This window comes from Gemella sp. zg-570, from assembly GCF_018866345.1.
GTDB lineage: Bacteria > Bacillota > Bacilli > Staphylococcales > Gemellaceae > Gemelliphila.
Genome location: NZ_CP076443.1, coordinates 898,495 through 920,621 on the forward strand (window position 1 = coordinate 898,495; position 22,127 = coordinate 920,621).

A 22,127-nucleotide genomic window follows, 5' to 3' on the forward strand; every position below is an offset into this window, starting at 1 on the left:
CTTTTGCTGCTAATTTGTCTTCTGGTCTTAGGTCTGGGTTGTTGTTTATTGTTCATTGCTTGTTTTGTTTTTTGCAGGGCTTTTATTGCATTTACTTTGTTGTTCCTGTTGTTTTTGCTGTGTTTAAGTCTGCATCTGTTGTTGCAGCCTGTTGCTAGTATGGCTGCATTTGTTGCCGTAGCTACTGCGTCTTTAGCTTTTGTTTGTCTTGGTCTTCTAGGCCAGCTTTGCCGTCTATTCAGTGTCTGATTTGTTTGGGCTTGTTAGCTTTGTACTGCTGTGTTTTTTAGCTGAGTTTGTTGGAACGCCTTCTATAACTCTTGTTCCATTGTTTTAGCAATTTCTACATCTCTGTCTGTAGTTGCAGCGTCGATATTGGCTTTTGCCTCTCTTGCCAGTCTTTCTACTTCTGCTTTTGTCGCTGCTTTTTCTTCAGCTGTTTTGGTTGTTTCCGGACCGTCTATATTCTTAGTTTGTGTTTACTTTGATCTATTGCATTTTTAGCATCTGTTTTTGCTCTTGAGTTGTTGAGACGTTGTTTATGTTTGTTTCACCTAGTTTTCCTGCTTGTTTAGCTGCATCAGTGTTTGTATGTGTATTATCTATTGCATCTATTGTCTTGTTTAGCTTGTCTTACATCTCTTAATGCAGCTTGTTTTCGCTGTCTGTCTTTTTGAGGTTTTTATGCTTGTTCTTTGTTTTTGCTGTTTTTTCTACACGTTTTTTAGCTCTTTTGCTTTTTTCAGTACAATATCTTCTATTCCTGCATCTTTTACATTGGTATTAATTTTTGTTGTTTGAGTTTTATGCTATTTACTACTCTTGCTGCTTTGCTTTTACTGCATTTAGGACTTGTTCTTTTTCATCAGTATTTAAGAGATCATCACCGTCTATATCTGCTTGTGCTGCTTCTACTGCTGCCTCTACTGCATCTATTGCATCTGCTTTTGTTTGGGCTAGTTCTATTCCTGTTAAGCCGCTTGCTTTGGCTGTGTCTATTCCGTTGTTGTCTGTTGCTGCGTTGATGTCTCTTATTGCATCAGTTGCTGCTTGGTCTACTTCGTCTTTGGCTGCTTGCTGCTGTTCTGGGCTTAGGTGGTTATTTTGCTCAATTGCTGCTTTGGCGTTTGATCTGGCTAGTTCTACTTCTTCTATTGCGGCTGCTTTTGATGGTGAGTTTGTGCTACTTACTCCAGCTATGTTGTTTTCTCCTGTTGTTTGGGCTGGTGGTATTTGGTTTACGTCAGTTATTCCATCTATTGCACTGCTTGCCTCAGTTTTTAGCCTTTCTGCCTCTGCTACTGCAACTCGTTTTTCTGAAGTTGTTAGGTTTGAGTTTGGTCCGTTTATTTCAGCTGTTTTTTCAGCTAGTTTGTTGTCCAGGTGTTTTTTAGCTACTTCTTTTGCTTTTTTCAGTCCAACGTCTTCTAATCCTGCTGTTTTAAAGCTTGTTACATCTCCTACATAGTCACGTGTAGGATCAGCATCATTATATGTTACTCCGTTTACTGACGCTATTACTTTGTCTGCTTCTTTTTTTACTTCTTCTTTTGCTAATCGTTTTTGCTCGGGAGTTAGCCCTGCTTCATTGTCTATTAGAGCATTTTCTGCTTCTACTCTTGCTAAGATTCCATCTATTGCTTCTGCTTTTGCTTTGGCTAGCTCTACTTTTTTTGTTCCTTTTTGTATTGCATTGTCTACTTGGTTGTTTGTTGTTGCGTCATTTGCAGCTGCTATTGCATCAGCTACTGCTCGGTCTACTTCTTGTTTGGCCGCTCTTGTTTGCTCTGGGCTTAGGTGTCCGTATCCACCTATTGCAGTGTATGCATCTGTTTTGGCTTGATTTAGGTCTGCTGATGCTTGCATCTTTTTAGGTGATCTTGTTGAGACAGCGTTTATGGCTTTAGTTCCTGTTTCTTTGGCAATTTCTACATCTTGATCTTCTCTTGCAGAGGTAATATTGGATTTTGCTTGACTTGCTAGATTGTCTACTTCTGCTAGTTTTTCTCTTCTTTCATCTTCTGTTAGGTTGTCGCCTGGGTCTTGCTTGTTTTCTATTGCTTCTTTTCTTTCTCTTGCGACTCTATCTATTTCATCTCTTGCAGCAATTTTTACTTCAGAATCCCCTACTATCGCTCTTATTGCTTTTTTTCCTGCTTGTTCAGCACCATCCACACCAGATACTGAAGATGCTCTATCTATATTCCTTTTTGCTTCTTGTAGTTTTGCATCCACCTCATTTTGTTTGGAAGTTTTCTCTTGAGATGTTAGGGTTATATTGTCTTGTATCTCCCTTTTTGTATCTTCTGCTATCTTATCTAATCTTGCCTTGGCTGCGTCTTTGGCTAATCTGTTTACTGTTACATCAATAACAGTTGTTGCCCCAGTAAGTGTTTTGACTTCTAATTTTATTTTGAGCCCTCTTTCGTCTGGCAGGTCTTTAATCGAAGAAGGTGAAATATTTAATTTTCTACCATTTCTTATTACTTCTTCTATTCCGTTACCCAGAGCCTGAATTGGTATATCATCAGCTTCACTTCCATCTTCTTTGTATCCAGAGTAAGCTGGCACAAGAAGATCTTTTAAGACTTGTGATAAACCGAAAGGAGAATTTCCCTCATTATATTTAAATTTAATATCTTTATTTAGTTTTGCCGTTGCTACGGTAATAGTTTCTTCAGCATTTTCATTAGCATTTTGACCCTTACCAGTTATCCTAAGTGTGAAATCTTTTTTTTGTACTGGACGGCCAGTATTAGTTTCTGATAGTGGGGCAACTAGCGAACCAGCTTTTAAAGTAAGTTTTTTTCTAGTCTTATCATATCCAAATTTTAGTCTAACTCCCGAAGTTCCACTTTGATTGACATCTTGTCCTGTAGCTGGATCAACAACTAATACTCGATCTATATCCCCGTCAAAATTTGCTATATCTATATCTTCTTTTGTCGGTTCATTTTCCCAAAAGATTAACTTATTATTATTATTACTTAAATGGATAGCTAGGTTTTCTTTTTGGGCTGGGGGTGCTGGGGGTTTTTCTACCCCTTCTTTTAGGTAGGCTATACCGTATCTATCCTGGTCGCCTTCGTAAGTCTTATATCCTGCAAGAAAGTCCAACTCATCAAGGCTGTCTATGGGATTTTTTAGGTCAGCTGTATAAGTTAGTTGGTATTCATAATTGTTAGCTTCTGTTTCAAAGGATACTATTGCCCTAGTCTTATTTTTTATCCTATCTGCTTTCTCTTGCACCGATTTATATCCACCACTTTGTAATAAACCATCTAGCACATCTACATATCTATCATTAAAGCGGCCTGTAAATCTACCTGCCCCGATTTGTCCTTTTTCCACGTAGGATTTACCCGTTGGATAGCCGTCTGTTCTTTCAGCATGCAATAGGTGGCTTTTATCCGTATCAGATACCCAGTCTTTTAAAGATGTATAGCCTCCCGTACCACCTGCAGTAGCGGCTAAAGATGAAGATCCTTGTCTATAACCGAAATAGCCCACGCTAATAACATTAGTTACTAGTTCTGGTGCTGTTAGGTAGTAGGTTGCACCATTACCCAGTCTGGTTCTTACATGACCAGAATTATAGGTTGCCGTAACAACTATTTTGCTTTTATTTAAACTACCATCTCTGTTTTTATGAAATTTATATTCTAGTTTTATGTCATTTCTCGCATCATTTTCATTGGCAAAATTAGACCAGATTCCGTCTTTGTTTATGTCTTTGCCGGGTACGGATATAAGTCCCGTTTGGTTGGCTTGTCTGTTGCTTGGAGCAGCCCTTCTACTTCTTCTTAGGGGCTTGCTTGCCTTTTTGTATTCCTGGTAGGCTTCAGATTCTTGCAGGGCTTTTTTTTGCTCGTCTGATAGGCTGTCTACCACTTCTTGACTAGGTTTTAGGTCTTCAAAGTCTTTAAATGTCAGCTTTTTTAAGTCTTCAGGCTCCATGTTTTTGAAGTCTTCAATGGTAATGTGCCTCTCTTTTTCTTCTGCTTTTTCCTCTGTTTTTTCTTCTGTCGCTTCTCTATCTTCAGCTTTTTTATTTTCAGCTTTTCCAGCCTCAGCTTTTTTATTTTCAGAGCCTAAATTGGCTGGGCTTTTTTCTGCAGTCGGCTCCAGACTTCCCCCTTTTTCTAAGGTCTGGTCTCCTGTCTTGGCTTCTGTCCCCCCACTTGGCAGGGTTCTTGCTTTTTCTCTGTCTTCTTGTTTGTCCTCTTTCTTATCCTCTTTAGTTGTTGCCTGACCTGCTTTTGGGGTTGTTGGTTTTTCTGATCCACTTGCTTCTTGGGCTGGTTGGACACTTGTTAGAGTATCTGGATTTTCCTTTTCACTGGCAAAAACTTGTGGCGTAACTAAAAGGAAAGATCCAAGGAAAATTGAACCTACCCCTATCTTAAATTTACGTATTGAAAACCTGTCTTTTTTCTTGTGATACATATTTTTTCTCCTTGTAATATTTTAATTTGTTCTAAAAACTAGGATTTTTAGAACGCTTATGTTATTATCTATATATACTTTGTTTTCCAAAATAAAGATAATAAAATAAGGTTTTTTACCTTTAATTCATACAAAATTAAATTATATATATCCGTTCTAAAAATCCTAGTTTTTAGAACCTTTTTTTGTTTTTTCGAAAAACTGCGATTTATATAATCTGGTATGAAAATTTATTTTAAGTCCTAGATTTTAATTTTATAATCTGTCTTCTAAGTCTTTTTTCAATTCCTCAAAGCCTGGTTTGCCTAAGAGGGCAAACATGTTTTTCTTGTAGGCTTCGACTCCTGGCTGGTCGAAGGGGTTTAAGCCCTGCATGTAGCCAGAAATTGCAACTCCCACTTCAAAGAAGTAGACTAGATAGCCGAATGTAAATTCTGTCATGTCTGGTAATTCTATTACAAAATTCGGCACACCTCCGTCGGTGTGGGCTAGCAGGGTCGCCTCAAAGGCTTTTGTATTTACAAGGTCCACGGTCTTGCCTGCCAGGTAGTTAAGGCCGTCTAAGTCCTCTTTTTCAGCTTTTAGGGTGAAATCAAGTCTGGGAGCTTTTACCTTTAAAACCGTTTCTAGTAAAATACGTTTCCCCTCTTGGATGTACTGACCCATGGAATGGAGGTCTGTTGAAAAACAAAGGCTTGCTGGATAGAGGGCCTTGCCGTCCTTGCCCTCCGACTCGCCGTAGAGTTGCTTCCACCATTCATTAAAATAGACCATTGACGGCTCGTAGGTAACCAGGGATTCTATTAGTTTGCCCTTTTGCTGTAAAATATTTCTCATGACTGCATATTGATAGGCAATATTTTTTGACAAGTCGGGATTTGCAAGTTCTTCTTGGGCGAGTTTGGCCCCAGCCATCATCCTGTCGATATCTAGTCCACTAACTGCTATTGGCAATAAGCCTACTGCTGTTAGGACGGTAAAACGTCCACCCACATCATCAGGCACGACAAAGGTTTCATAGCCCTCCTTGTCTGCCAAAGTTTTTAAGGCTCCTCGACTTTTGTCCGTGGTTGCATATATTCTACCCCTTGCTTCTTCTTTGCCGTATTTTTCTTCTAGTAGTTCTTTAAAGAGCCTAAAGGCTATTGCTGGTTCTGTTGTTGTACCAGATTTAGAAATGACATTAAGAGAAAAATCCTTCCCCGTTGTTTTTAGGTAGGTAAGTAATTCTTGGGTGTAGGTAGAAGAAATTGTGTGGCCTGCAAAAAATATTTGGGGATTTTTTCTTTCCTTGGCATAAAAATTATAAAAACTGTCATTTAGCATTTCTATTGCTGCTCTTGCTCCGAGATAAGAGCCACCAATACCGATTACCACGAGGACGTCAGAATCCCTTATAATTTTTTGACTAGCCTTTTTTATTCTTGTAAATTCATCCTTGTCGTAATTTGTTGGTAGATCAAGCCAGCCTAGGTAGTCATTTCCTGGACCGCTTTTATTGTGTAGTTGTGCGTGGGCTACTTTTACATAGTCCGTCATGTTTTTTACTTCTTCTTGGGTAAAAAAGTTGCGTGCTTTTGAATAATCAAATTTCAAATACATATAATCCTCCTAGCTTGTTATATTTATCGTCATTTTGTAAGTTATAAATCTAATTTTTAGTAATATTATATTACTCTTTCGAAGGGGTCTAAACTAATTCCTTTTGCCAAAACTTCCCTGGCATAAATTTTAGCTCCGAATAATGAATGGTCCCTGAAATTTCCACATTCTTTGGGCCTGGTTGCTGGAAGAGTTTCTGTTTTTTCTACAATTTCTAAAACCTTTACCAGGGCATCTCTTACTTCTTGGATAGTCGGCCTGCCCCATGTTATCATGTAAAAGCCCGTGCGACAGCCCATTGGAGATATGTCTATTACCCCCTCCAAATAATCACGCATATTTATTGCCAGTAGATGCTCTAGGCTGTGCAAGGCCGCTGTGGGCAGGCTGGCCATATTGGGTTGTAAAAATCTCAAATCAAATTTACTTATACTAACGCCCCTGGCGTGTTGTTCTAGGCCTGCACGCCTTACATAGGGAGCCTTTACTTTATTGTGGTCTAAGTCAAAACTTTCTACCTTTGCCATTTTTCACCTGTAAAATTATATTTTTATAGTTTAATAATTTATTTTACAATAAATATTTATTATATACAAATAATTTATCTTATTAATAATTCTTAAATTTTTATGTGGTATAGTGGATAGATTTATTTTAAAAAGGGTATGGACTAAGTAGAGGTCTTAAATATTTTAGCAAAATCTTAATTTTATAAATTATTAGTTTCAAAGTAGTGAATAAACTTATTTTTCTAGTTCTGCTAATTTTTCTCTTAGATAGAGGACTAAATCATCTTTTAATTCACTTTGCAGGGCAAAATCAATGGTAGTTTTTACAAAACCGTCAGTTTCGCCCACGTCATAACGTCTACCCTCGAAGTCGTAGGCGAAGACTTTTTCTTCTTTATTTAGCATTTGAATAGCGTCTGTGAGTTGAATTTCCCCTCCAGCTCCCACCTGTCTTTTTTCTAAGTGTTTGAAGATGCCGGGAGTTAGTAAGTATCTGCCCAGGATTGCTAGATTTGAGGGGGCAGTACCCGCTGCTGGTTTTTCTACGAAGCTATTAACTTCATAGAGTCTATCTCGCCCCCCTGCTGGGTCGATAATTCCGTAGCGGTGGGTTGCATCATCGGCTACTCTTTGCACGCCCACAATAGAAGTTCCCGTTTTTTCATGTTGTTTAATTAACTGTTTTGTTGCCGTAAGGCCGTCATTAACTACTATGTCATCACCTAAAAGAACAGCAAAGGCTTCATCGCCAATAAAACTTTTGGCAGTTAAAATTGCATCGCCTAGGCCTGCCATTTCTTTTTGGCGTACGTAATAAATATTAGCTAGATTAGAGGCCTGCCTAACTTTTTCTAGTAAGTCTAGCTTGCCTTTTTGTTCTAATTCTACCTCGAGTTCATAATTTTTATCAAAGTGGTCTTCTATGGCACGTTTGGGTTTGCCAGTTATTATAATTATGTCTTCTATTCCAGCGGCCACGGCTTCTTCAACTATGTATTGAATGGTGGGCTTATTAATAATGGGTAACATTTCTTTGGGTAGGGCCTTGGTTGCTGGTAAAAATCTTGTTCCATAGCCTGCGGCTGGTATAATTGCTTTTTTTACTTTTTTCATTTCATCACCTTTACATTTTAATATTAAACTTTTAGTTTCAGTAAAATTATAACATTTTTTTACTTATTTTAAAATAGATTTTCTTACTTTTTCTAATAAGTGAGGATTTTATTTGATTTTTTAAAAATTATTAGCCAGTAAAAATCTTAAAAATAAGAGGTTAAAAAAGACACCTCAAAAATTTGAGGTGTCTTTCTTATTGATCTAGCCTGGCCAGGGTTAATTTAGTTTGATATTCCTTACCCTGGCGGTAGTAGGTAATATTTATTGTTTCCCCTATTTTTGTTTTTTCGAATAAGTATTTTCTAAGGTCGGCTATGCTTTCTATATTGGTGTCATTAATTTTGGTAATTATGTCATAGTCTTTCAAGTTTGATTTTTCAGCCGCACTTCCAGCTTCGACACTTTTTATTACCACGCCTTTTTTGCTGGTGTCGTAATTTAATTTTTCTTCGGCTAAATTTTTATTTATTGTTGACAAGGATGCTAACTGTACTCCCAGGGCTGGTCTTGAAACCTTGCCATTTTTTTCTAGTTGTTCAGCTATTATTTTTACTTCATTTGCTGGAATTACAAAACCAATACCCTCGGCACTAATTCCCTCTCTTACATTAGAAATTTTAAGTTCATTTATTCCTATTAATTCTCCCGAACTATTGATTAGGGCTCCACCACTATTGCCTGGATTTATGGCGGCGTCAGTTTGAATAACCGTTTGATACCAGTCGTAAGAGCCGTCATTGTTTATGTCAATGGGTATTTGTCTTTCCTTGGATGAAACTATGCCCCGAGTAACCGAATTAGATAGGGACAGGCCCAGGGGAGAACCAATGGCAAGGGCTGTTTGCCCGACTGCCACCTCATCGCTATTTGAAAAGGCCATTATGACCTTAACATTTTCAGCACTAATTTTTAAAACTGTTAGGTCTGTCCAAATATCGCTACCTAGTATTTCAGCACTGACGCTTGTACCATCACTTAGTACCACATCCACCTTTTCTGCTCCATTTATTACGTGATGATTAGTTACCACATAGGCATAAGAACCATCTTTTTTATAAATTACTCCACTACCATTGGCTATGGCCTGCAAGTCTCCTTTTTTGGCCTTGTCTCCAATAATATTAGACAGGCCGGAAAGATTTTTTGGGCTGGCATAACTAACTACTGACACAACGGCGTCCTTAGACTTGGAAACGGCATTAATATTTGTTGTTTCGCTAGCTTCTTCTTGGGCTGACGGCGCTACTTTGGAAATTTGGACTATTTTAGCCCCCTGCATAAAGCCTTGGACTCCAAAAACACTTAATCCTCCCAGGGCAAAAACTGTTGCAAACATTAGGGCGTATTTTAAATTTACATTATTTTTATTTTTTACTTCTTCATTAAAATTAGCCTGATTATTTGCAGAGTCTTTAGAAATATTATTTTCTATATTTTCTTTAGAAGAATAAGCTTCAAAATTTCCCTTGTTGCTTTCTTTGCCATGATTAGTAGCTCCAAAATTTTCCTTATTGCTTTCTTTGTTATGATTAGTAGTTTCAAAATTTCCCTTATTGCTTTCTTTGCTATGATTAGTAGCTTCAAAATTGTCAGCTGGTCTAGCAGAATTATTATTTAGTTCTTCATTTTCCGTATTTTTATTATCGTTCATAAAAGTTACCTCCTGTATGTTTTTTATTCTAGCATGCTTAATTAAAAGAAAACTTAAATTTTAATTTATATTCTTTTTAAGTTTTCTAAATCTTATAATTAAAAAAATTATGGGCTGTTATGATTAAAGAATTATTTTATATTTTTACTGTCTACTAAACTTATTTTTATATACTTTGACGAGCAACTTAGGCCTTGATAAAAGATTAAATATTATCAACATGCCAGTATTATTTTTAGTATTTTTACTTTGGCTTTTGGCTTGCTAGCTATTTTTATAAAGGATATTTTAAAAGTAATCAAAATGAAAAAATGGAATTTCCCTAGTTCTAATATTAAGTGCATAGTTTTTTCTACTATAAGCCCTTTCCAAAACCTGATAATTTTTATGTGGAGGTGTACAGACCTGTATTCTTTATACTTATCCTAATAATTTTTTATTTCATTTTTAATTTTTGCAAAAAATAAAGCTTTTTTGCAAGTGGAATTTTAATTCAAGTCCCCAGTAATAAATAGTTTTTTGCTTAATGTCTTAAGAAATGATGAATTTTTTATACAGTTTCCTTGCTTGACCCAGTCAGTATTTTATTTTACTAATACTTTACCTATAAGCAAGTAAAAAATAAAAATCCAAAGCCTTAACTTTGGATTTTTTATTTTATAGTTCTAAAATCCTATTTAAAGAAGATGAGAACTATAGCAAGTTTAATTTCTTAGTTTGACGGACTATTTCTTATAGGAGTTGGCTTTAGGGCTTTTATGAAATTCTAATATCTTGGACAAACTAAATCTTTTTGGCTTAGCCGTCAAGTCTTTTTTTTCAAGACTTAGTATATGTTTTACAGGTAAATTTGATATTTTAGTCCTTATTTTTTCTTTTTAGGTGCGTGGATGCACATATCTATACAGTCAGCCATTGCTTCGTATAGTGCTTCTGAATATGTCGGATGTCCGTGTATGACGTCCATAACATCATCAATAGTCATTTCTGTTTGGATTAGTGTAGAACCTTCATTGATTAATTCAGCGGCAACTGGTCCTGCAATATGAATACCTAAAATTTCTCTGTATTTTGTATCCATAATTACTTTAACAAATCCTTCACCTTGATTAGATGCTAAAGAACGACCATTTGCACCAAAGTTGAAGCGTCCAACCTTAATGTCGTATTTTTGACGAGCTTGGTCTTCTGTTAAACCTACCATGGCGATTTCTGGGTGGGTGTAGATTGCCGCCGGTGTAGATTTTAGGTCAATTTTTTTACGGTGTCCCATTGCATTTTCAGCTGCAACTTCTCCCATTTTGAAGGCTGAGTGAGCAAGCATCTTAGTTCCGTTAATATCACCTGGAGCATAGATACCCTCTACTGATGTTTCCATGTATTCATTAACCTTAACTCTGCCACGTTCCATTTCAAATTTGTCAGCTAGTTGGCCTAAACATTCATTATCAGGAAGACGTCCTATTGAAAGTAATACTCTGTCAGCCACTATATCTGCCTTGCCTTCAAGCTTAACTGTTAAATCAGGGCCGTTATCTTTGATTTCTAATAATTTAGAAGATGTAAGGATTTCTATGCCTTGTTTTTTAAATTGTTTTTCTAATACTGCCGATGCATCTTTGTCCATGTTAGCAATTAGTCTGTCGGCCATTTCTACTATTGTAACTTTTGTTCCGAATGTAGCAAATGCTTGCCCTAATTCTGAACCGATAACACCACCACCGATTACTACCATTCTTGACGGTAATTCTGTAATGTCTAAAATTTCATCACTTGTTAAAACTTTTTCATTGTCCATACCTGGAATATTAATACGAGAAACCTTAGAACCACCAGCTAGAATTACTTTATCGGCGTCTATAGTTTCTGTATCATTTACAAGAACTTTTTTATCGGCAGTTAAACGCCCCACTCCGTTGAAAACTTTAACTCCGTATGATTTAAGAAGACCTGCAACTCCGCCAGATAGTGTTTTAGAGACTTTGTTTTTAACTTCAACCGTTTTTTGCATATCAACAGAAAAAGCATCATTTACAAGTTTGATACCACGATCGCGGGCAGATTTAATATGATTTATAATTTCTGCATTGTGTAGGAATGTTTTTGTTGGGATACAACCACGGTTAAGGCATGTTCCACCTAGTTCTCTACTTTCTACTAAGGCTACTTTACCACCTAGCTGTGCCACCTTGATAGCCGCCACGTAACCAGCTGGTCCCCCACCGATAACACAAACGTCATAATCTCCTTGACGTTCTCTTTGTGGTAGAACTTCTTCCTTGGCTGTTGTTGGTACTTTTACATCGGCTGAAACTTCTGCAATAACTTCTTTAGCCGCTTCTGTTGATGAAGAGGCCATGCCAGGAATTTCTTCGCCAGCTTTCCCAATCCATGCAATAGTTTCTACTACGGGTACTATTTCTCCTGCCTTGTGTAAAATTTTAAGTAGGGTTCCACTTGCTTCTGCCTCTACTTCCATATTCACCTTGTCGGTTACGATTTCTAAAAGAACTTCTCCCTCTTTTACTTCATCTCCTTCTTGTTTAAACCATTGTACAATTTCGCCTTCTTCCATTTCGCTTCCGGCTTTTGGCATTATTACTTCTACTGCCATTTTTGACACTTCCTTTGTTTTTATTTTCAATTAAATATTCTTAAATTTATATAGAGTTTATCTTAATTTTAAATTAGTAATGATATTGGATTTTCGATAGCTTCTTTTAGAGTCTTCATGAATTTAGCCCCCTCTAATCCATCTACTACACGATGGTCAGCTGTCAATGTCAACATCATTATAGGTCTAACTACTATTTCACCATTTCTTACAACTGGTTTTTCCTGAGTTGCTGAAACTCCTAAGATAGCTGTGTTAGGCTGGTTAATTATGGGTACAAAGCTATGAACCCCATACATTCCTAAGTTAGAAATTGTAAATGTTGAATCCGCCATTTCATCTGGTTTTAATCTACCCTCAAGTGCCTTAGTTGTAATTTCTTTTGAAGCTACTACTAATTCTTTTAGGCTCATCTTATCTGCACCCTTGATTACTGGTACTACTAGACCACTATCCATACCAACAGCTATTGATAGGTTTACATAGTGGTGTAGGTACATTTCTTTTTCATCTTTTGACAATGAGGCATTAACGTAAGGGTGTTTCATTAGTGATTTAATTACTGCTAGTGATACAAAGTCAGTAACTGTGGCTTTTTTACCTGTTTCTGCTAGGATTGTGTCCAGTACTTTTTTACGCAGAGCTAGTAATTCTGCCATGTCCACTTCTACATTTACTACAAATGTTGGTGCTGAGAAGTAAGATTCACTCATACGTTTAGATATAACCTTACGCATTGGAGACATAGGAACTGTTTCGACAAGACCCCATTTGTTTTCATTTGGTAATTTTTCTTCCTGCTTAGGTGCTGGTTTAGCTTCTGCTTTTGGAACTTCTTGCTTAAGTCCATTAATAAGGGCAAGAACGTCCTCTTTCATTATCTTCCCTTTAGGACCAGTTCCCACGATAGATTTAATATTAATTCCCTCTACTTCTGCTATTCTTTCTGCTAGGGGAGAAATTTTAATCTTATCATGCAATTTATAATTAACTACATCTTCTTTGTGAATACGCCCTTTTGCTCCAGTACCTGCAACTCTTGTTAAATCTATTCCTTTTTCTCTTGCATAGGCTCTTGCGGCGGGAGTAGCTCGAATACCAGAATAATATGTTTTTTCTACTTCTTTCAAATCATCTCTTTCTTCCATTTCTCTGCCAATGTTTGATATTATTCCTTCTACTGCCATTTGTTTTTTCACTTCCTTTGGTTAGAGATTTTTATTGCTTATTTACTGCTTTTCTAATTTTTTCCTTAATATCTTCTACATCAGGAACTACTAATTTTTCTAAATTTTTAGCTGATGGAATATTTGTATCAGCACCTGCAAGACGATATATTGGACTATCTAAGAAATCAAAGGCATCACTTTCTGAAATACGAGCTGATATTTCTCCTCCAAAACCTCCCGTCTTAAATGAATCATGACAAATAGCTAATCTACCAGTTTTCTTAACTGATTTAATAATTATTTCTGTGTCAAGTGGTACCAAAGTTATGGGATCGACTACTTCTACTTCGATTCCTTCTTTAGCTAATTCTTGGGCGGCTTGTAATGAGCGTTCTAGCATGCGCCCCCAAGATACCAGGGTTATATCCTTGCCTTCGTGTTTGATTTCCCCTTTACCAATTTGATAAACTTTATCTGTATCAACTTCACCCTTGCGTCCGAATAATGCTTTTGGTTCTATGTAGATAACTGGGTTGTTATCACGAACTGATGCACGCAAGACTGAATAAATATCTTGTGGTGTTCCTGGTGCTACTACTTTTAAGCCTGGAATATGGCAAAACCATGATTCTAAGGCTTTACAATGTTGAGCGGCGGCTCCCGTACCTGAACCAGATGCACAACGATAAACTACAGGAACCTGGACTTCTCCACCTAGCATATATCTCATCGGTGCCGCTTGGTTTACAATAGCATCCATAGCTATTGTTATAAAATCCATAAATGTAATATCAATAATTGGTCTCATGCCTGTGGCAGCCGCCCCAGCGGCTGAGCCGGCAATAGCGGCTTCTGAAATGGGTGTATCTAGTACTCTTTCAGGTCCAAATTCTTCTAACATACCTACGGTAGTTCCAAAGTCCCCACCAAAGATACCCACGTCTTCACCCATTAAAAATACAGTTTCATCAGCACGCATTTCAGCAGTCATTGCTTCTTTTATAGCTTCACGTACTGTCATAGTTTGTTTTGTCATATCAATATTTCTCCTAAAATTATTTCTATAATAATTGTAACAATTTATAATTAGTCTGCATAGTTGTCTTGAAATGCTATTTCTGGTTCTGCAAATGGTGATTCTTTTGCAAATTCCACAGCGTCGTCAATAATAGCTTTCGATGCTTCCTCAAGTTTAACTAATTCATCTTCTGTTGCAATTGCATTTTCTAACAAGTATGATCTATATTTTGCATTTGGGTCTTTTAATTTCCACTCTGCAACTTCTTCACGACTACGATATTTTCCTGCATCAGAAGCTGAATGTCCAAACCATCTATATGTTACAGCCTCTACTAAAACAGGTCCTTTTCCACTTCTTACATGTTCGATTGCTTCTTGTATTCCGTCGTAGACTGCAAGAACATCATTTCCATCTCCAATGTATACTGATTTAATTCTGTATGATGCTGCACGTTCAGTTATTTTTTCTACACGCATACATCTTTCCTGTGCCATTGATATACCATATTTATTGTTGATAACATAGAAGATAAGTGGCAGGTCCCAGTTAGATGCCATATTTAAACATTCGTGGAAACTTCCTTCGTTGGTAGCCCCATCTCCCATACAGCAAATAACAATGTTACCAGTTTTTTTCATTTTTTGAGTAAGGGCCGCTCCAGTTGATAGACCGTGTCCTCCTCCTACGATACCGTTACAGCCCATATTGCCATTTTCTATATCATAAATATGCATAGAGCCTCCACGCCCCTTACATTGCCCAGTGGCCTTGCCTAATATTTCTGCCATCATTCTGTCTATTTCTATACCCTTAGCAATAGTTTGGCCGTGGCCGCGGTGGTTAGAAAACATTAAGTCTTCTTTTCTAAGTGGATAAATAGCCCCCACATTAGCTGCTTCTTCGCCTACAGAATAGTGAGTCATGCCGTGAACTAAGCCACGTGAGTAAAGCTTACTCAATTCCATATCAAAGTGTCGCATAAGAAGCATCAGTTCATACATTTCTAAATGCTCTTTTTTTGTCAAATCTTTTGATGTTTTCACCATAAATTACCTCCATAACTATATGTATAAAATACTTTACTTGATATCTTATTATACATATAAAAATTATAAATGTCAACAAAATAAAATAAAGCGTTTTAATTTTTTATTTTAAGCTATTATTTTAAATAAAAATCCAATTTTAAATTATAGCCTTTAATCTTAAATTTATAAAATATTCCTAATCAACTTTAAGATGATCTATACTTATTTATTATCAAATTATTATTGCTAGTAAATCTTTTTTATGTGCCTATTTTCTGAGTTTTTTCAATGTTGAACAGAAAGAATCTTCAAGATTATATTTATGCAAGTCTACTAAGGTGTATTATTAATCAATGTATTATTAATAATTTTTCTCTATTTCCTCTTTTATAACCTGGCCTAAAACTCTCTTATAAGTCTTTTCTTTAAATTAAGTTAGGTGAGTTCATTATTAAACAAGTTCTTATTTATAGAGGTTGTTTAGGTGCAAATAATAGCTGAAACTTTAGAAAATTTTTCCAAATAAAATTTTTAATAGTCTATATAAATATTTAAACCTTAGCCTCATTGTAGCTTATTAAAGTAAAAGAAAATCCTGCTATATAGGATAATATTTTTTCACACTCTGCCCTGCTAGCTCCAAGGAATTCTCCCCTAGCTTCCTCGATATGCAACAAGACATATTAATCACCTGTTTTATGCTCAAAAACCTTAAATTCAATGTGGCTATAAGGAATTTCTAGGCTATTATTTTTAAGATTTTTTCAGTCTTTTGCTAGATGTATACTTTATTTTTTAGCATTTTCTTTCTAATATTTACAAAAAATTCTCCATTTAATATGGAAATATTTATTATATATTTTTTATCGCTATAAGTAAAGACATATTTTAAAAGTTTTTCTTTATTTATTAACTTATTTTTAAAAATACTTTTTAAATCTACCATATTATTTCTTTCTATAAATAAAGTTATTGAAGCTTGAGGAAATATTTTTACAAAAAATTATTCTTGTAGTTCTCTTTCTTCTAATTCTTTTAATGATATGCCCTCTTTGTTTTTCCAATCTGTTCTTCCGTTAGTATTAATACCTAAAAGAAAAGAGGCGGCATAAGAGGGACTATTGAAAAGATAATTTTTTGTAATTTTCCCACCTACAATTTCGTTATTATTTTTACACTTTAATCTCAATTCTTTAATTGTTTCTGGAATTGATTTTGCATCTATATCTTCAATCATACTTCCTGCTAAAACGACAAAACCTTCATTAGTTTTTATACACTGGGCTTCTATTGTTTGATTAGATTTTTTAATTTTTCTTGATAGGTAGAAAACCATCTCATTCTGTTCTTGTTCTTTTTCAGATTTAAGCAGGGGAACAAATATTTTATAACCTAAAACCCCGAGAACCATTTTTGAATATTCTACAAAATCTTCGAGTTCTGATTCTTTTTCTTCCGTTACGTTGCCAGGGTTGGGGTCTTAGAATTTCTAAGTTTATACCTGTCTGTTTCAATTGCCATATTTGTAAACTTATTTTCTAGGTAACTTATTTCGGTAGGACCAAAAGAATTATTTTGCGTTGTAAGCATAACAGCCTCAGTAAAATATGTAGCATCTTTTAAATGTTCCAACACTCTGAAAAGTACACCCTCACCATTTTTTCTTATACCTGCTTGACCTATGTAAACTTCTACCTCATCGTTATCATTTTTACCGAATAGAAAATAAACTCCACTTTGTTTTAAATCTTGTCTTTCTTTACATTTTTCTAAATAGGCTCTCGGAATTTTATAGGCAAGACCTGTCCAATTAGACAAGGTACATTTTATTCTTCCAGTAACTTGGCCGTCCATAAGAAAAAGATTAAAATTTTTACTTTTATTCATATAATTTCTCCATTTAATTATTTCGTAGTAGTATTATAGCAAAAAATTTAAAATGTTTGCTGAAAAAGAAAAACGAGCCAGCATAACTGACTCGCTATTTTATTTATTTTAAGCTAATTATAAAATTACTTATTATTTTCATTTAAAAATTCAACAGTTTTTTTGATAATTAGTTCTGATTTGATATCAAAGTTTGTTCCTAGATTTTTCTTAACATCTTCTGGTGTCATTGAGTTTGCGTCTGCTAAAGTTTGAATTTCTTTAGTTACATCTTCTTCTGTTACTTGAATATTTTCTACTTTTGAAACTTCATCTAAAGCGAATGATGTTTTGATTTTTCTTTCGGCCTCTTCTTTCATTTCATCTTTTACAGCTGTTGAAGTTTTTCCTGTAAATTGCTCATAAAGTTCTACTGATAAACCTTGACGTTCAAGATTAGACTTGAAATTAGAGTACATTCCTTCTACTTCTTGGTCGATAAGTTTAGCAGGCACTTTAATTGTAGCATTTTCTACAACTTTTGCTAAGACTGCATCGGCATATGCTTTTTCTGCTGAATCAGTTTTTTCTAAGGTAATTTCTTCTTTAAGTTTAACTTTGTAGTCTGCTACATTATCAGTTAAATCTTTTGTTAAGTCTTTTACAAATTCATCTGTTAGTTCTGGTAATTTTTTCCCTTTTACATCATGAATTTTAACTTCAAATCTAGCGTCCTTTCCTGCTAAGTCTGCTACTTGGTAATTTTCTGGGAATGTTACATTTACATCTACATCAACTGGTGCAACTTTACCAACCAGTTGGTCTTCAAAGCCAGGAATAAATGAATTTGAACCTAATTCTAATTCGTATCCCTTAGCTTCTCCACCTTCAAATGCTTCATCGCCAACAAATCCTTTGAAGTCTATAACTACTATATCCCCATTTTCTGAAGCTGTTTCTTTAATTTCCCATTCAGCTTGTCTTGATAAGATTTGTTCAATTCTAGCGTCCACATCAGCGTCAGTAACTTCTACTTTTTCTTTTTCTAGGCCTAGATTTTTGTACTCACCTAGTTCTACATTTGGTCTTACTGTTACAGTAGCTTCAAATGATACACCATTTTCTTTAGAAATTTCTTTAACATCTATTTCTGGCAATGCTAAAGGATTAACTTCTAAGTCTTCAATAGCTTTTTGGTATGCAGCTGGCAATAAATAATCTACTGCATCTTGGTATAAAGATTCTTCTCCGTACATTTTGTTAAATACATTTCTTGGTAATTTTCCTTTTCTAAAACCAGGTGCATTAACTCTTTTTACAACTTTTTTAAAAGCTACATCTAGTGCCTTGTTAAATTCTTCACTTGATGATGAAAATGCAACAACTACTTGTCCATCTTCTTTTTTTAAAATTTCTGACATTTAATTTTTTCCTCCAAAAATACGTTATCAATAATATTTCGGAAAGTTCCCGAAAACTCTTGAATTATTATATATGATATGCTCTTAAAAGTCAATTTTTTACAATGATTTAATAAATTTAGTAAATTATATAATTAAGTTAGCCAGTGATACAAAAAAAAGCATCTCATAGGATATACTTTTAGTAACTACAAAAAAAGGATACCAAGAGATGCAAGAACATTATAACACAAAAGGCAAACACATTACAGAAAAAGAGCGTTATTTAATTGAAAAATGGAAAAAAGAAGGAAAAAGTAACCGAGAAATCGCTAGATTATTAGGCAAAAATCACCAAACTATTAATAACGAAATTAAACGCGGACTGATTGATTTATCTTTTCATGGTGGCACTAAAGAATACTCTGCTCAAAAAGCACAGAATGATTATAATCATTTACGTTTAGCCGTAGGTAGAACGGATACGTGGACTGTAGAAAAAGAAAATGTAATCAGAGAAAAAATTATGGATAAATATTCCCCTGAAATGATTAGTCAATTACCAGATATGCCGTCTTTTACGACAATTTACACATGGATATATAAAGGATGGATAGCAGGTATTTCACGTAAACATCTGATTTACCCTAGAAAAACTAAACCAATAAAATCAAATGAAAAACGACCACCAAGAAAAACGAATGCCCTCTCTATTGAACAGCGACCACAAGAGATTAACGAACGAAAAGAAATTGGGCATTTTGAAATTGATTTAGTCATTTTAAACAAGAAACGTGGACAACAGTTATTGACATTAACAGACAGAAAAACACGCTATGAAATCATTCGTCTTATTCCTGATAAAACGGCCCAAAGTGTGAATACCGCTTTGACGTCTATTCAACAAGACTATTTAATTCGCTCTTTAACAGCTGATAATGGTTCTGAATTTTTAAGACTAGACGAAGCCATCACTTGTCCTATTTATTACGCACATCCGTTTTCTTCTTATGAACGAGGTAGTAACGAAAATGCAAATCGATTGATTAGACGATGGTTCCCAAAAGGCACAACAACCGTTACTCCTAACGAAGTAACGGCTGTTGAACAATGGATAAATCGTTATCCACGTAAATTATTTAATTATGTATGTCCTTATGACTTGCCTGAGGTGGCTAACTTACTATTGTAATTTGCGATTTAATAAATTTATATACTTTTCATAAAAAATAAGTTATACTATATTTAATTATTTTCAAAAGAAAAATTATTTCTATGAAGATAGAAAAAATTATTAGCGTAGGAGAAATTATATATGGATCCAATTATTGAAAGAATATATAATGACACATCATTAAATTTTAGAATTATTACGGAAATAAATGAATATCTTAATACAAAATACGATGAAGAAGCATCTTTTACATTCGCTTGTATGAAAAATGGATTAAACAGAGACCAAGCAGATGATTTATTTATGTTGTATGCAGATATTACGGAAAAAATTTCATCTAAAGATATTCATTTAATAAATAAAGAATTATTAATAGAAAAAACTAAAGAAAAATTTCCAAATTTAAAAAATGATTACAAAATAAAAAAAATAATAGAAAGTTTTATAAATTGTTATATTTTAGCTAAGTAATATATTTAAGCTTATGTACTTATATACATAAGCTTTTTAATTACAATTAAAATTTTGATGAAATACTGAAAATTAAAACACATCTCAATAAATGATGCTGATATTTTCTTGCGTGATTTAAGTTACAATGAAGCCCTTATCTTTGCAAGTCAATAAAAAGAGAACCTGACGATTCTCTTTTTTTATATGGATAAACTTATCACACAAAATATTAATATCTAAATTTAAAATAATTATATTTTTTCTAATATCTCAAAAATAAAATTATTATTTTTCTAAAATTTTATAATATAGATACAGTATTTATATTTATAAATATTGATTACCTTATTAAATCTTATTTTACAGTATTTATCATTTGACTAGCTAGTGTGCGAATTTTTTGGGCTAAAAATTGTTTTAGCGTCTCATCTAATTCTAATTTTTCTAGTGCCTTTTCAAAATCTTCTGCCCAATAACGTGCTTCCTTTGCCGAGATAGGAAATATGTAATGCTTCTGTTTTAAGTTAGGCATGGAAAAAATATTTCCTGGTGCACCTAGGTACATTCTGAAAAATCTTTTTTGTTCCATTTTTACCTTCTCAAAACCGTTATGGAATAAAATATTTATTCTATCATCATTAGCAATTATTTCATCATATAGAATATCAATTAATAAATCAATTTTTTCATCGCCTATTTGGTCGTATAAATTCATCATAATCTCCCGAGTATATTTATTTTTGCCTCTTATTATAAAATTATGGCAAATTTATGTCAAGTTTTAGAACTTTTATAAAATTATTTAGTGAGTAATTTTTTAAAGACTTGCACCTTGTCCAATTTTTCCCAAGTAAAGTCTTTATCATCACGCCCGAAATGTCCGTAAGCTGCCGTTTTACTAAAAATGGGACGACGTAAATTTAATGTTTCTATAATTCCGTTCGGTGTCAAAGTAAAGTTTTCTTTAATAACTTTTACAATATCCCCCTCGTCAACTTTAGAACTTCCAAATGAATCTATAAAAATAGAAACTGGATTTGCTACACCTATGGCATAAGCAAGCTGAACTTCTACCTTGTCGCAAACACCACTAGCCACAATATTTTTAGCAATATATCTTGCCATGTAAGCTGCTGAACGGTCTACCTTAGTTGCATCTTTACCACTAAAAGCCCCACCACCATGGCGAGCGTAACCGCCATAAGTGTCTACAATAATTTTACGTCCTGTTAAGCCTGCGTCCCCTACTGGGCCACCAATTACAAATCGTCCAGTCGGATTAATAAAATATTTTGTATTCTCATCAAGTAAACTTTCATCAAGACAAGGTTTTATTACATACTCTTTTATATCTTTATGAATTTGTTCTTGACTAACTTCTTCGGCGTGTTGAGTTGATACAACAACAGTGTCAATTCTCTGTGCCTTGTTATTCAAATCATATTCGACAGTTACTTGAACCTTGCCGTCTGGTTTTAAGTAAGATAAAGTTCCGTCTTTTCTAATTTCTGCAAGTTTTTTTGATAATTTATGACTTAGATGAATTGGTAGGGGCATATAAGACTCTGTTTCGTTGGTTGCAAAACCAAACATTAGACCCTGGTCGCCTGCACCAACTTCTTTAATAGAATTTTCTCTAGTTTCTATGGCGTCATCAACACCCTGAGCTATATCTGGCGATTGTTTATCGAGTGCAACTAAAACTGATATTGCATCTCCTGAATAACCACTACTCGCATCCTTATAACCGATATTATTTATCGTATCACGAACAACTTTTTGGAAGTCTACATTTGCTGTTGTTGAAATTTCTCCTATTAGGACTGCAAGCCCCGTATTAACTGCCGTTTCGCAAGCAACACGACCGTAAGGGTCTTGGGCTAAGACTGCATCTAAAACTGCATCAGACACTTGGTCTGCTATTTTGTCCGGATGTCCTTCTGTTACTGATTCTGATGTAAATAAATATGTTTTTGCCATTTTTCTTCCTCGCTATTAATATATTTTTTATTTTTTATTTTTTATTTTTTATTTTTTAACAAAATAAAAACTCCTTTCTCGAACGTCCGAGAAAGGAG

General features: G+C 34.7%; 18 protein-coding genes. 2 read left to right on the forward strand and 16 right to left on the reverse strand.

What is annotated here, in order from left to right; genetic code table 11:
• Positions 1 to 311: 311 nt before the first annotated feature.
• The 14 genes from KMP11_RS07935 to tig all read right to left on the reverse strand — a co-directional run bounded on the left by KMP11_RS07935 (position 312) and on the right by tig (position 18,443).
• Entirely contained in the window at positions 312 to 464 is a 153-nt protein-coding gene (locus KMP11_RS07935; RefSeq protein ID WP_371741370.1) for a DUF1542 domain-containing protein, read from the reverse strand.
• A gap of 352 nt (positions 465 to 816) precedes the next feature.
• Positions 817 to 4,446 carry a DUF1542 domain-containing protein gene (locus KMP11_RS04555; protein ID WP_216279564.1) on the reverse strand — a complete coding sequence of 1,210 codons (3,630 nt, stop codon included), beginning with the start codon at positions 4,444 to 4,446 and terminating at the stop codon, positions 817 to 819.
• 255 nt (positions 4,447 to 4,701) lie between these two features.
• A complete protein-coding gene (locus tag KMP11_RS04560; protein ID WP_216279565.1) occupies positions 4,702 to 6,048 on the reverse strand; it encodes a glucose-6-phosphate isomerase in 1,347 nt (448 codons plus the stop codon).
• Between the two features lie 65 nt (positions 6,049 to 6,113).
• Complete coding sequence (locus KMP11_RS04565) at positions 6,114 to 6,575, reverse strand: S-ribosylhomocysteine lyase (RefSeq protein ID WP_216279566.1); 462 nt, start codon at positions 6,573 to 6,575, stop codon at positions 6,114 to 6,116.
• A gap of 216 nt (positions 6,576 to 6,791) precedes the next feature.
• Complete coding sequence (gene galU, locus KMP11_RS04570) at positions 6,792 to 7,670, reverse strand: UTP--glucose-1-phosphate uridylyltransferase GalU (protein WP_216279567.1); 879 nt, start codon at positions 7,668 to 7,670, stop codon at positions 6,792 to 6,794.
• Positions 7,671 to 7,866: 196 nt separating this feature from the next.
• The gene (locus tag KMP11_RS04575; protein WP_216279568.1) at positions 7,867 to 9,324 is read right to left on the reverse strand and encodes a S1C family serine protease; all 1,458 of its coding nucleotides are present in this window, start codon (positions 9,322 to 9,324) and stop codon (positions 7,867 to 7,869) included.
• A gap of 865 nt (positions 9,325 to 10,189) precedes the next feature.
• Positions 10,190 to 11,938, reverse strand: coding sequence for a dihydrolipoyl dehydrogenase (lpdA, locus tag KMP11_RS04580; protein ID WP_216279569.1), 1,749 nt, complete (start codon positions 11,936 to 11,938; stop codon positions 10,190 to 10,192).
• 68 nt (positions 11,939 to 12,006) lie between these two features.
• Positions 12,007 to 13,125 (reverse strand): dihydrolipoamide acetyltransferase, encoded by a 1,119-nt coding sequence (locus KMP11_RS04585; protein ID WP_253195936.1) that lies wholly within the window; start codon positions 13,123 to 13,125, stop codon positions 12,007 to 12,009.
• A gap of 31 nt (positions 13,126 to 13,156) precedes the next feature.
• Positions 13,157 to 14,143 (reverse strand): alpha-ketoacid dehydrogenase subunit beta, encoded by a 987-nt coding sequence (locus KMP11_RS04590; RefSeq protein ID WP_215756301.1) that lies wholly within the window; start codon positions 14,141 to 14,143, stop codon positions 13,157 to 13,159.
• 50 nt (positions 14,144 to 14,193) lie between these two features.
• Positions 14,194 to 15,174, reverse strand: a complete 981-nt coding sequence (locus KMP11_RS04595) for a thiamine pyrophosphate-dependent dehydrogenase E1 component subunit alpha (protein WP_215756300.1) — start codon at positions 15,172 to 15,174, stop codon at positions 14,194 to 14,196.
• A gap of 533 nt (positions 15,175 to 15,707) precedes the next feature.
• Positions 15,708 to 15,833, reverse strand: coding sequence for a hypothetical protein (locus KMP11_RS07840; protein WP_256444854.1), 126 nt, complete (start codon positions 15,831 to 15,833; stop codon positions 15,708 to 15,710).
• Positions 15,834 to 16,159: 326 nt separating this feature from the next.
• On the reverse strand, positions 16,160 to 16,567 hold the full coding sequence (locus tag KMP11_RS07660; RefSeq protein ID WP_253195937.1) for a DUF4357 domain-containing protein: 408 nt from the start codon (positions 16,565 to 16,567) through the stop codon (positions 16,160 to 16,162).
• Positions 16,568 to 16,614: 47 nt separating this feature from the next.
• The gene (locus tag KMP11_RS07665) at positions 16,615 to 17,043 is read right to left on the reverse strand and encodes a GIY-YIG nuclease family protein (protein ID WP_253195938.1); all 429 of its coding nucleotides are present in this window, start codon (positions 17,041 to 17,043) and stop codon (positions 16,615 to 16,617) included.
• A gap of 125 nt (positions 17,044 to 17,168) precedes the next feature.
• Positions 17,169 to 18,443 (reverse strand): trigger factor, encoded by a 1,275-nt coding sequence (tig, locus tag KMP11_RS04605; RefSeq protein WP_216279570.1) that lies wholly within the window; start codon positions 18,441 to 18,443, stop codon positions 17,169 to 17,171.
• 211 nt (positions 18,444 to 18,654) lie between these two features.
• Between tig and KMP11_RS04610 the strand changes: the two genes are divergently transcribed.
• A complete protein-coding gene (locus KMP11_RS04610) occupies positions 18,655 to 19,614 on the forward strand; it encodes an IS30 family transposase (RefSeq protein ID WP_216279571.1) in 960 nt (319 codons plus the stop codon).
• A gap of 123 nt (positions 19,615 to 19,737) precedes the next feature.
• Positions 19,738 to 20,067: a hypothetical protein gene (locus tag KMP11_RS04615; protein ID WP_215756297.1), complete on the forward strand. Its 330-nt coding sequence runs from the start codon at positions 19,738 to 19,740 to the stop codon at positions 20,065 to 20,067.
• Between the two features lie 337 nt (positions 20,068 to 20,404).
• On the opposite strand, the gene KMP11_RS04620 is transcribed toward KMP11_RS04615, so the two are convergent.
• Together KMP11_RS04620 and metK are read right to left on the reverse strand one after the other, a co-directional pair.
• Positions 20,405 to 20,764 (reverse strand): truncated hemoglobin, encoded by a 360-nt coding sequence (locus tag KMP11_RS04620; protein WP_216279572.1) that lies wholly within the window; start codon positions 20,762 to 20,764, stop codon positions 20,405 to 20,407.
• Positions 20,765 to 20,847: 83 nt separating this feature from the next.
• A complete protein-coding gene (metK, locus tag KMP11_RS04625; protein ID WP_216279573.1) occupies positions 20,848 to 22,029 on the reverse strand; it encodes a methionine adenosyltransferase in 1,182 nt (393 codons plus the stop codon).
• Between the last annotated feature and the right edge of the window lie 98 nt (positions 22,030 to 22,127).

Bases quoted from the DNA above. Each gene is read 5' to 3' on its own strand.
- KMP11_RS04555 (WP_216279564.1), bottom strand. From the start codon at position 4,446: ATGTATCACAAGAAAAAAGACAGGTTTTCAATACGTAAATTTAAGATA.
- KMP11_RS04560 (WP_216279565.1), bottom strand. From the start codon at position 6,048: ATGTATTTGAAATTTGATTATTCAAAAGCACGCAACTTTTTTACCCAA.
- KMP11_RS04565 (WP_216279566.1), bottom strand. From the start codon at position 6,575: ATGGCAAAGGTAGAAAGTTTTGACTTAGACCACAATAAAGTAAAGGCT.
- galU (WP_216279567.1), bottom strand. From the start codon at position 7,670: ATGAAAAAAGTAAAAAAAGCAATTATACCAGCCGCAGGCTATGGAACA.
- KMP11_RS04575 (WP_216279568.1), bottom strand. From the start codon at position 9,324: ATGAACGATAATAAAAATACGGAAAATGAAGAACTAAATAATAATTCT.
- lpdA (WP_216279569.1), bottom strand. From the start codon at position 11,938: ATGGCAGTAGAAGTAATAATGCCAAAAGCCGGAAGCGAAATGGAAGAA.
- KMP11_RS04585 (WP_253195936.1), bottom strand. From the start codon at position 13,125: ATGGCAGTAGAAGGAATAATATCAAACATTGGCAGAGAAATGGAAGAA.
- KMP11_RS04590 (WP_215756301.1), bottom strand. From the start codon at position 14,143: ATGACAAAACAAACTATGACAGTACGTGAAGCTATAAAAGAAGCAATG.
- KMP11_RS04595 (WP_215756300.1), bottom strand. From the start codon at position 15,174: ATGGTGAAAACATCAAAAGATTTGACAAAAAAAGAGCATTTAGAAATG.
- KMP11_RS07660 (WP_253195937.1), bottom strand. From the start codon at position 16,567: ATGGTTCTCGGGGTTTTAGGTTATAAAATATTTGTTCCCCTGCTTAAA.
- KMP11_RS07665 (WP_253195938.1), bottom strand. From the start codon at position 17,043: ATGAATAAAAGTAAAAATTTTAATCTTTTTCTTATGGACGGCCAAGTT.
- tig (WP_216279570.1), bottom strand. From the start codon at position 18,443: ATGTCAGAAATTTTAAAAAAAGAAGATGGACAAGTAGTTGTTGCATTT.
- KMP11_RS04610 (WP_216279571.1), top strand. From the start codon at position 18,655: ATGCAAGAACATTATAACACAAAAGGCAAACACATTACAGAAAAAGAG.
- KMP11_RS04615 (WP_215756297.1), top strand. From the start codon at position 19,738: ATGGATCCAATTATTGAAAGAATATATAATGACACATCATTAAATTTT.
- KMP11_RS04620 (WP_216279572.1), bottom strand. From the start codon at position 20,764: ATGAATTTATACGACCAAATAGGCGATGAAAAAATTGATTTATTAATT.
- metK (WP_216279573.1), bottom strand. From the start codon at position 22,029: ATGGCAAAAACATATTTATTTACATCAGAATCAGTAACAGAAGGACAT.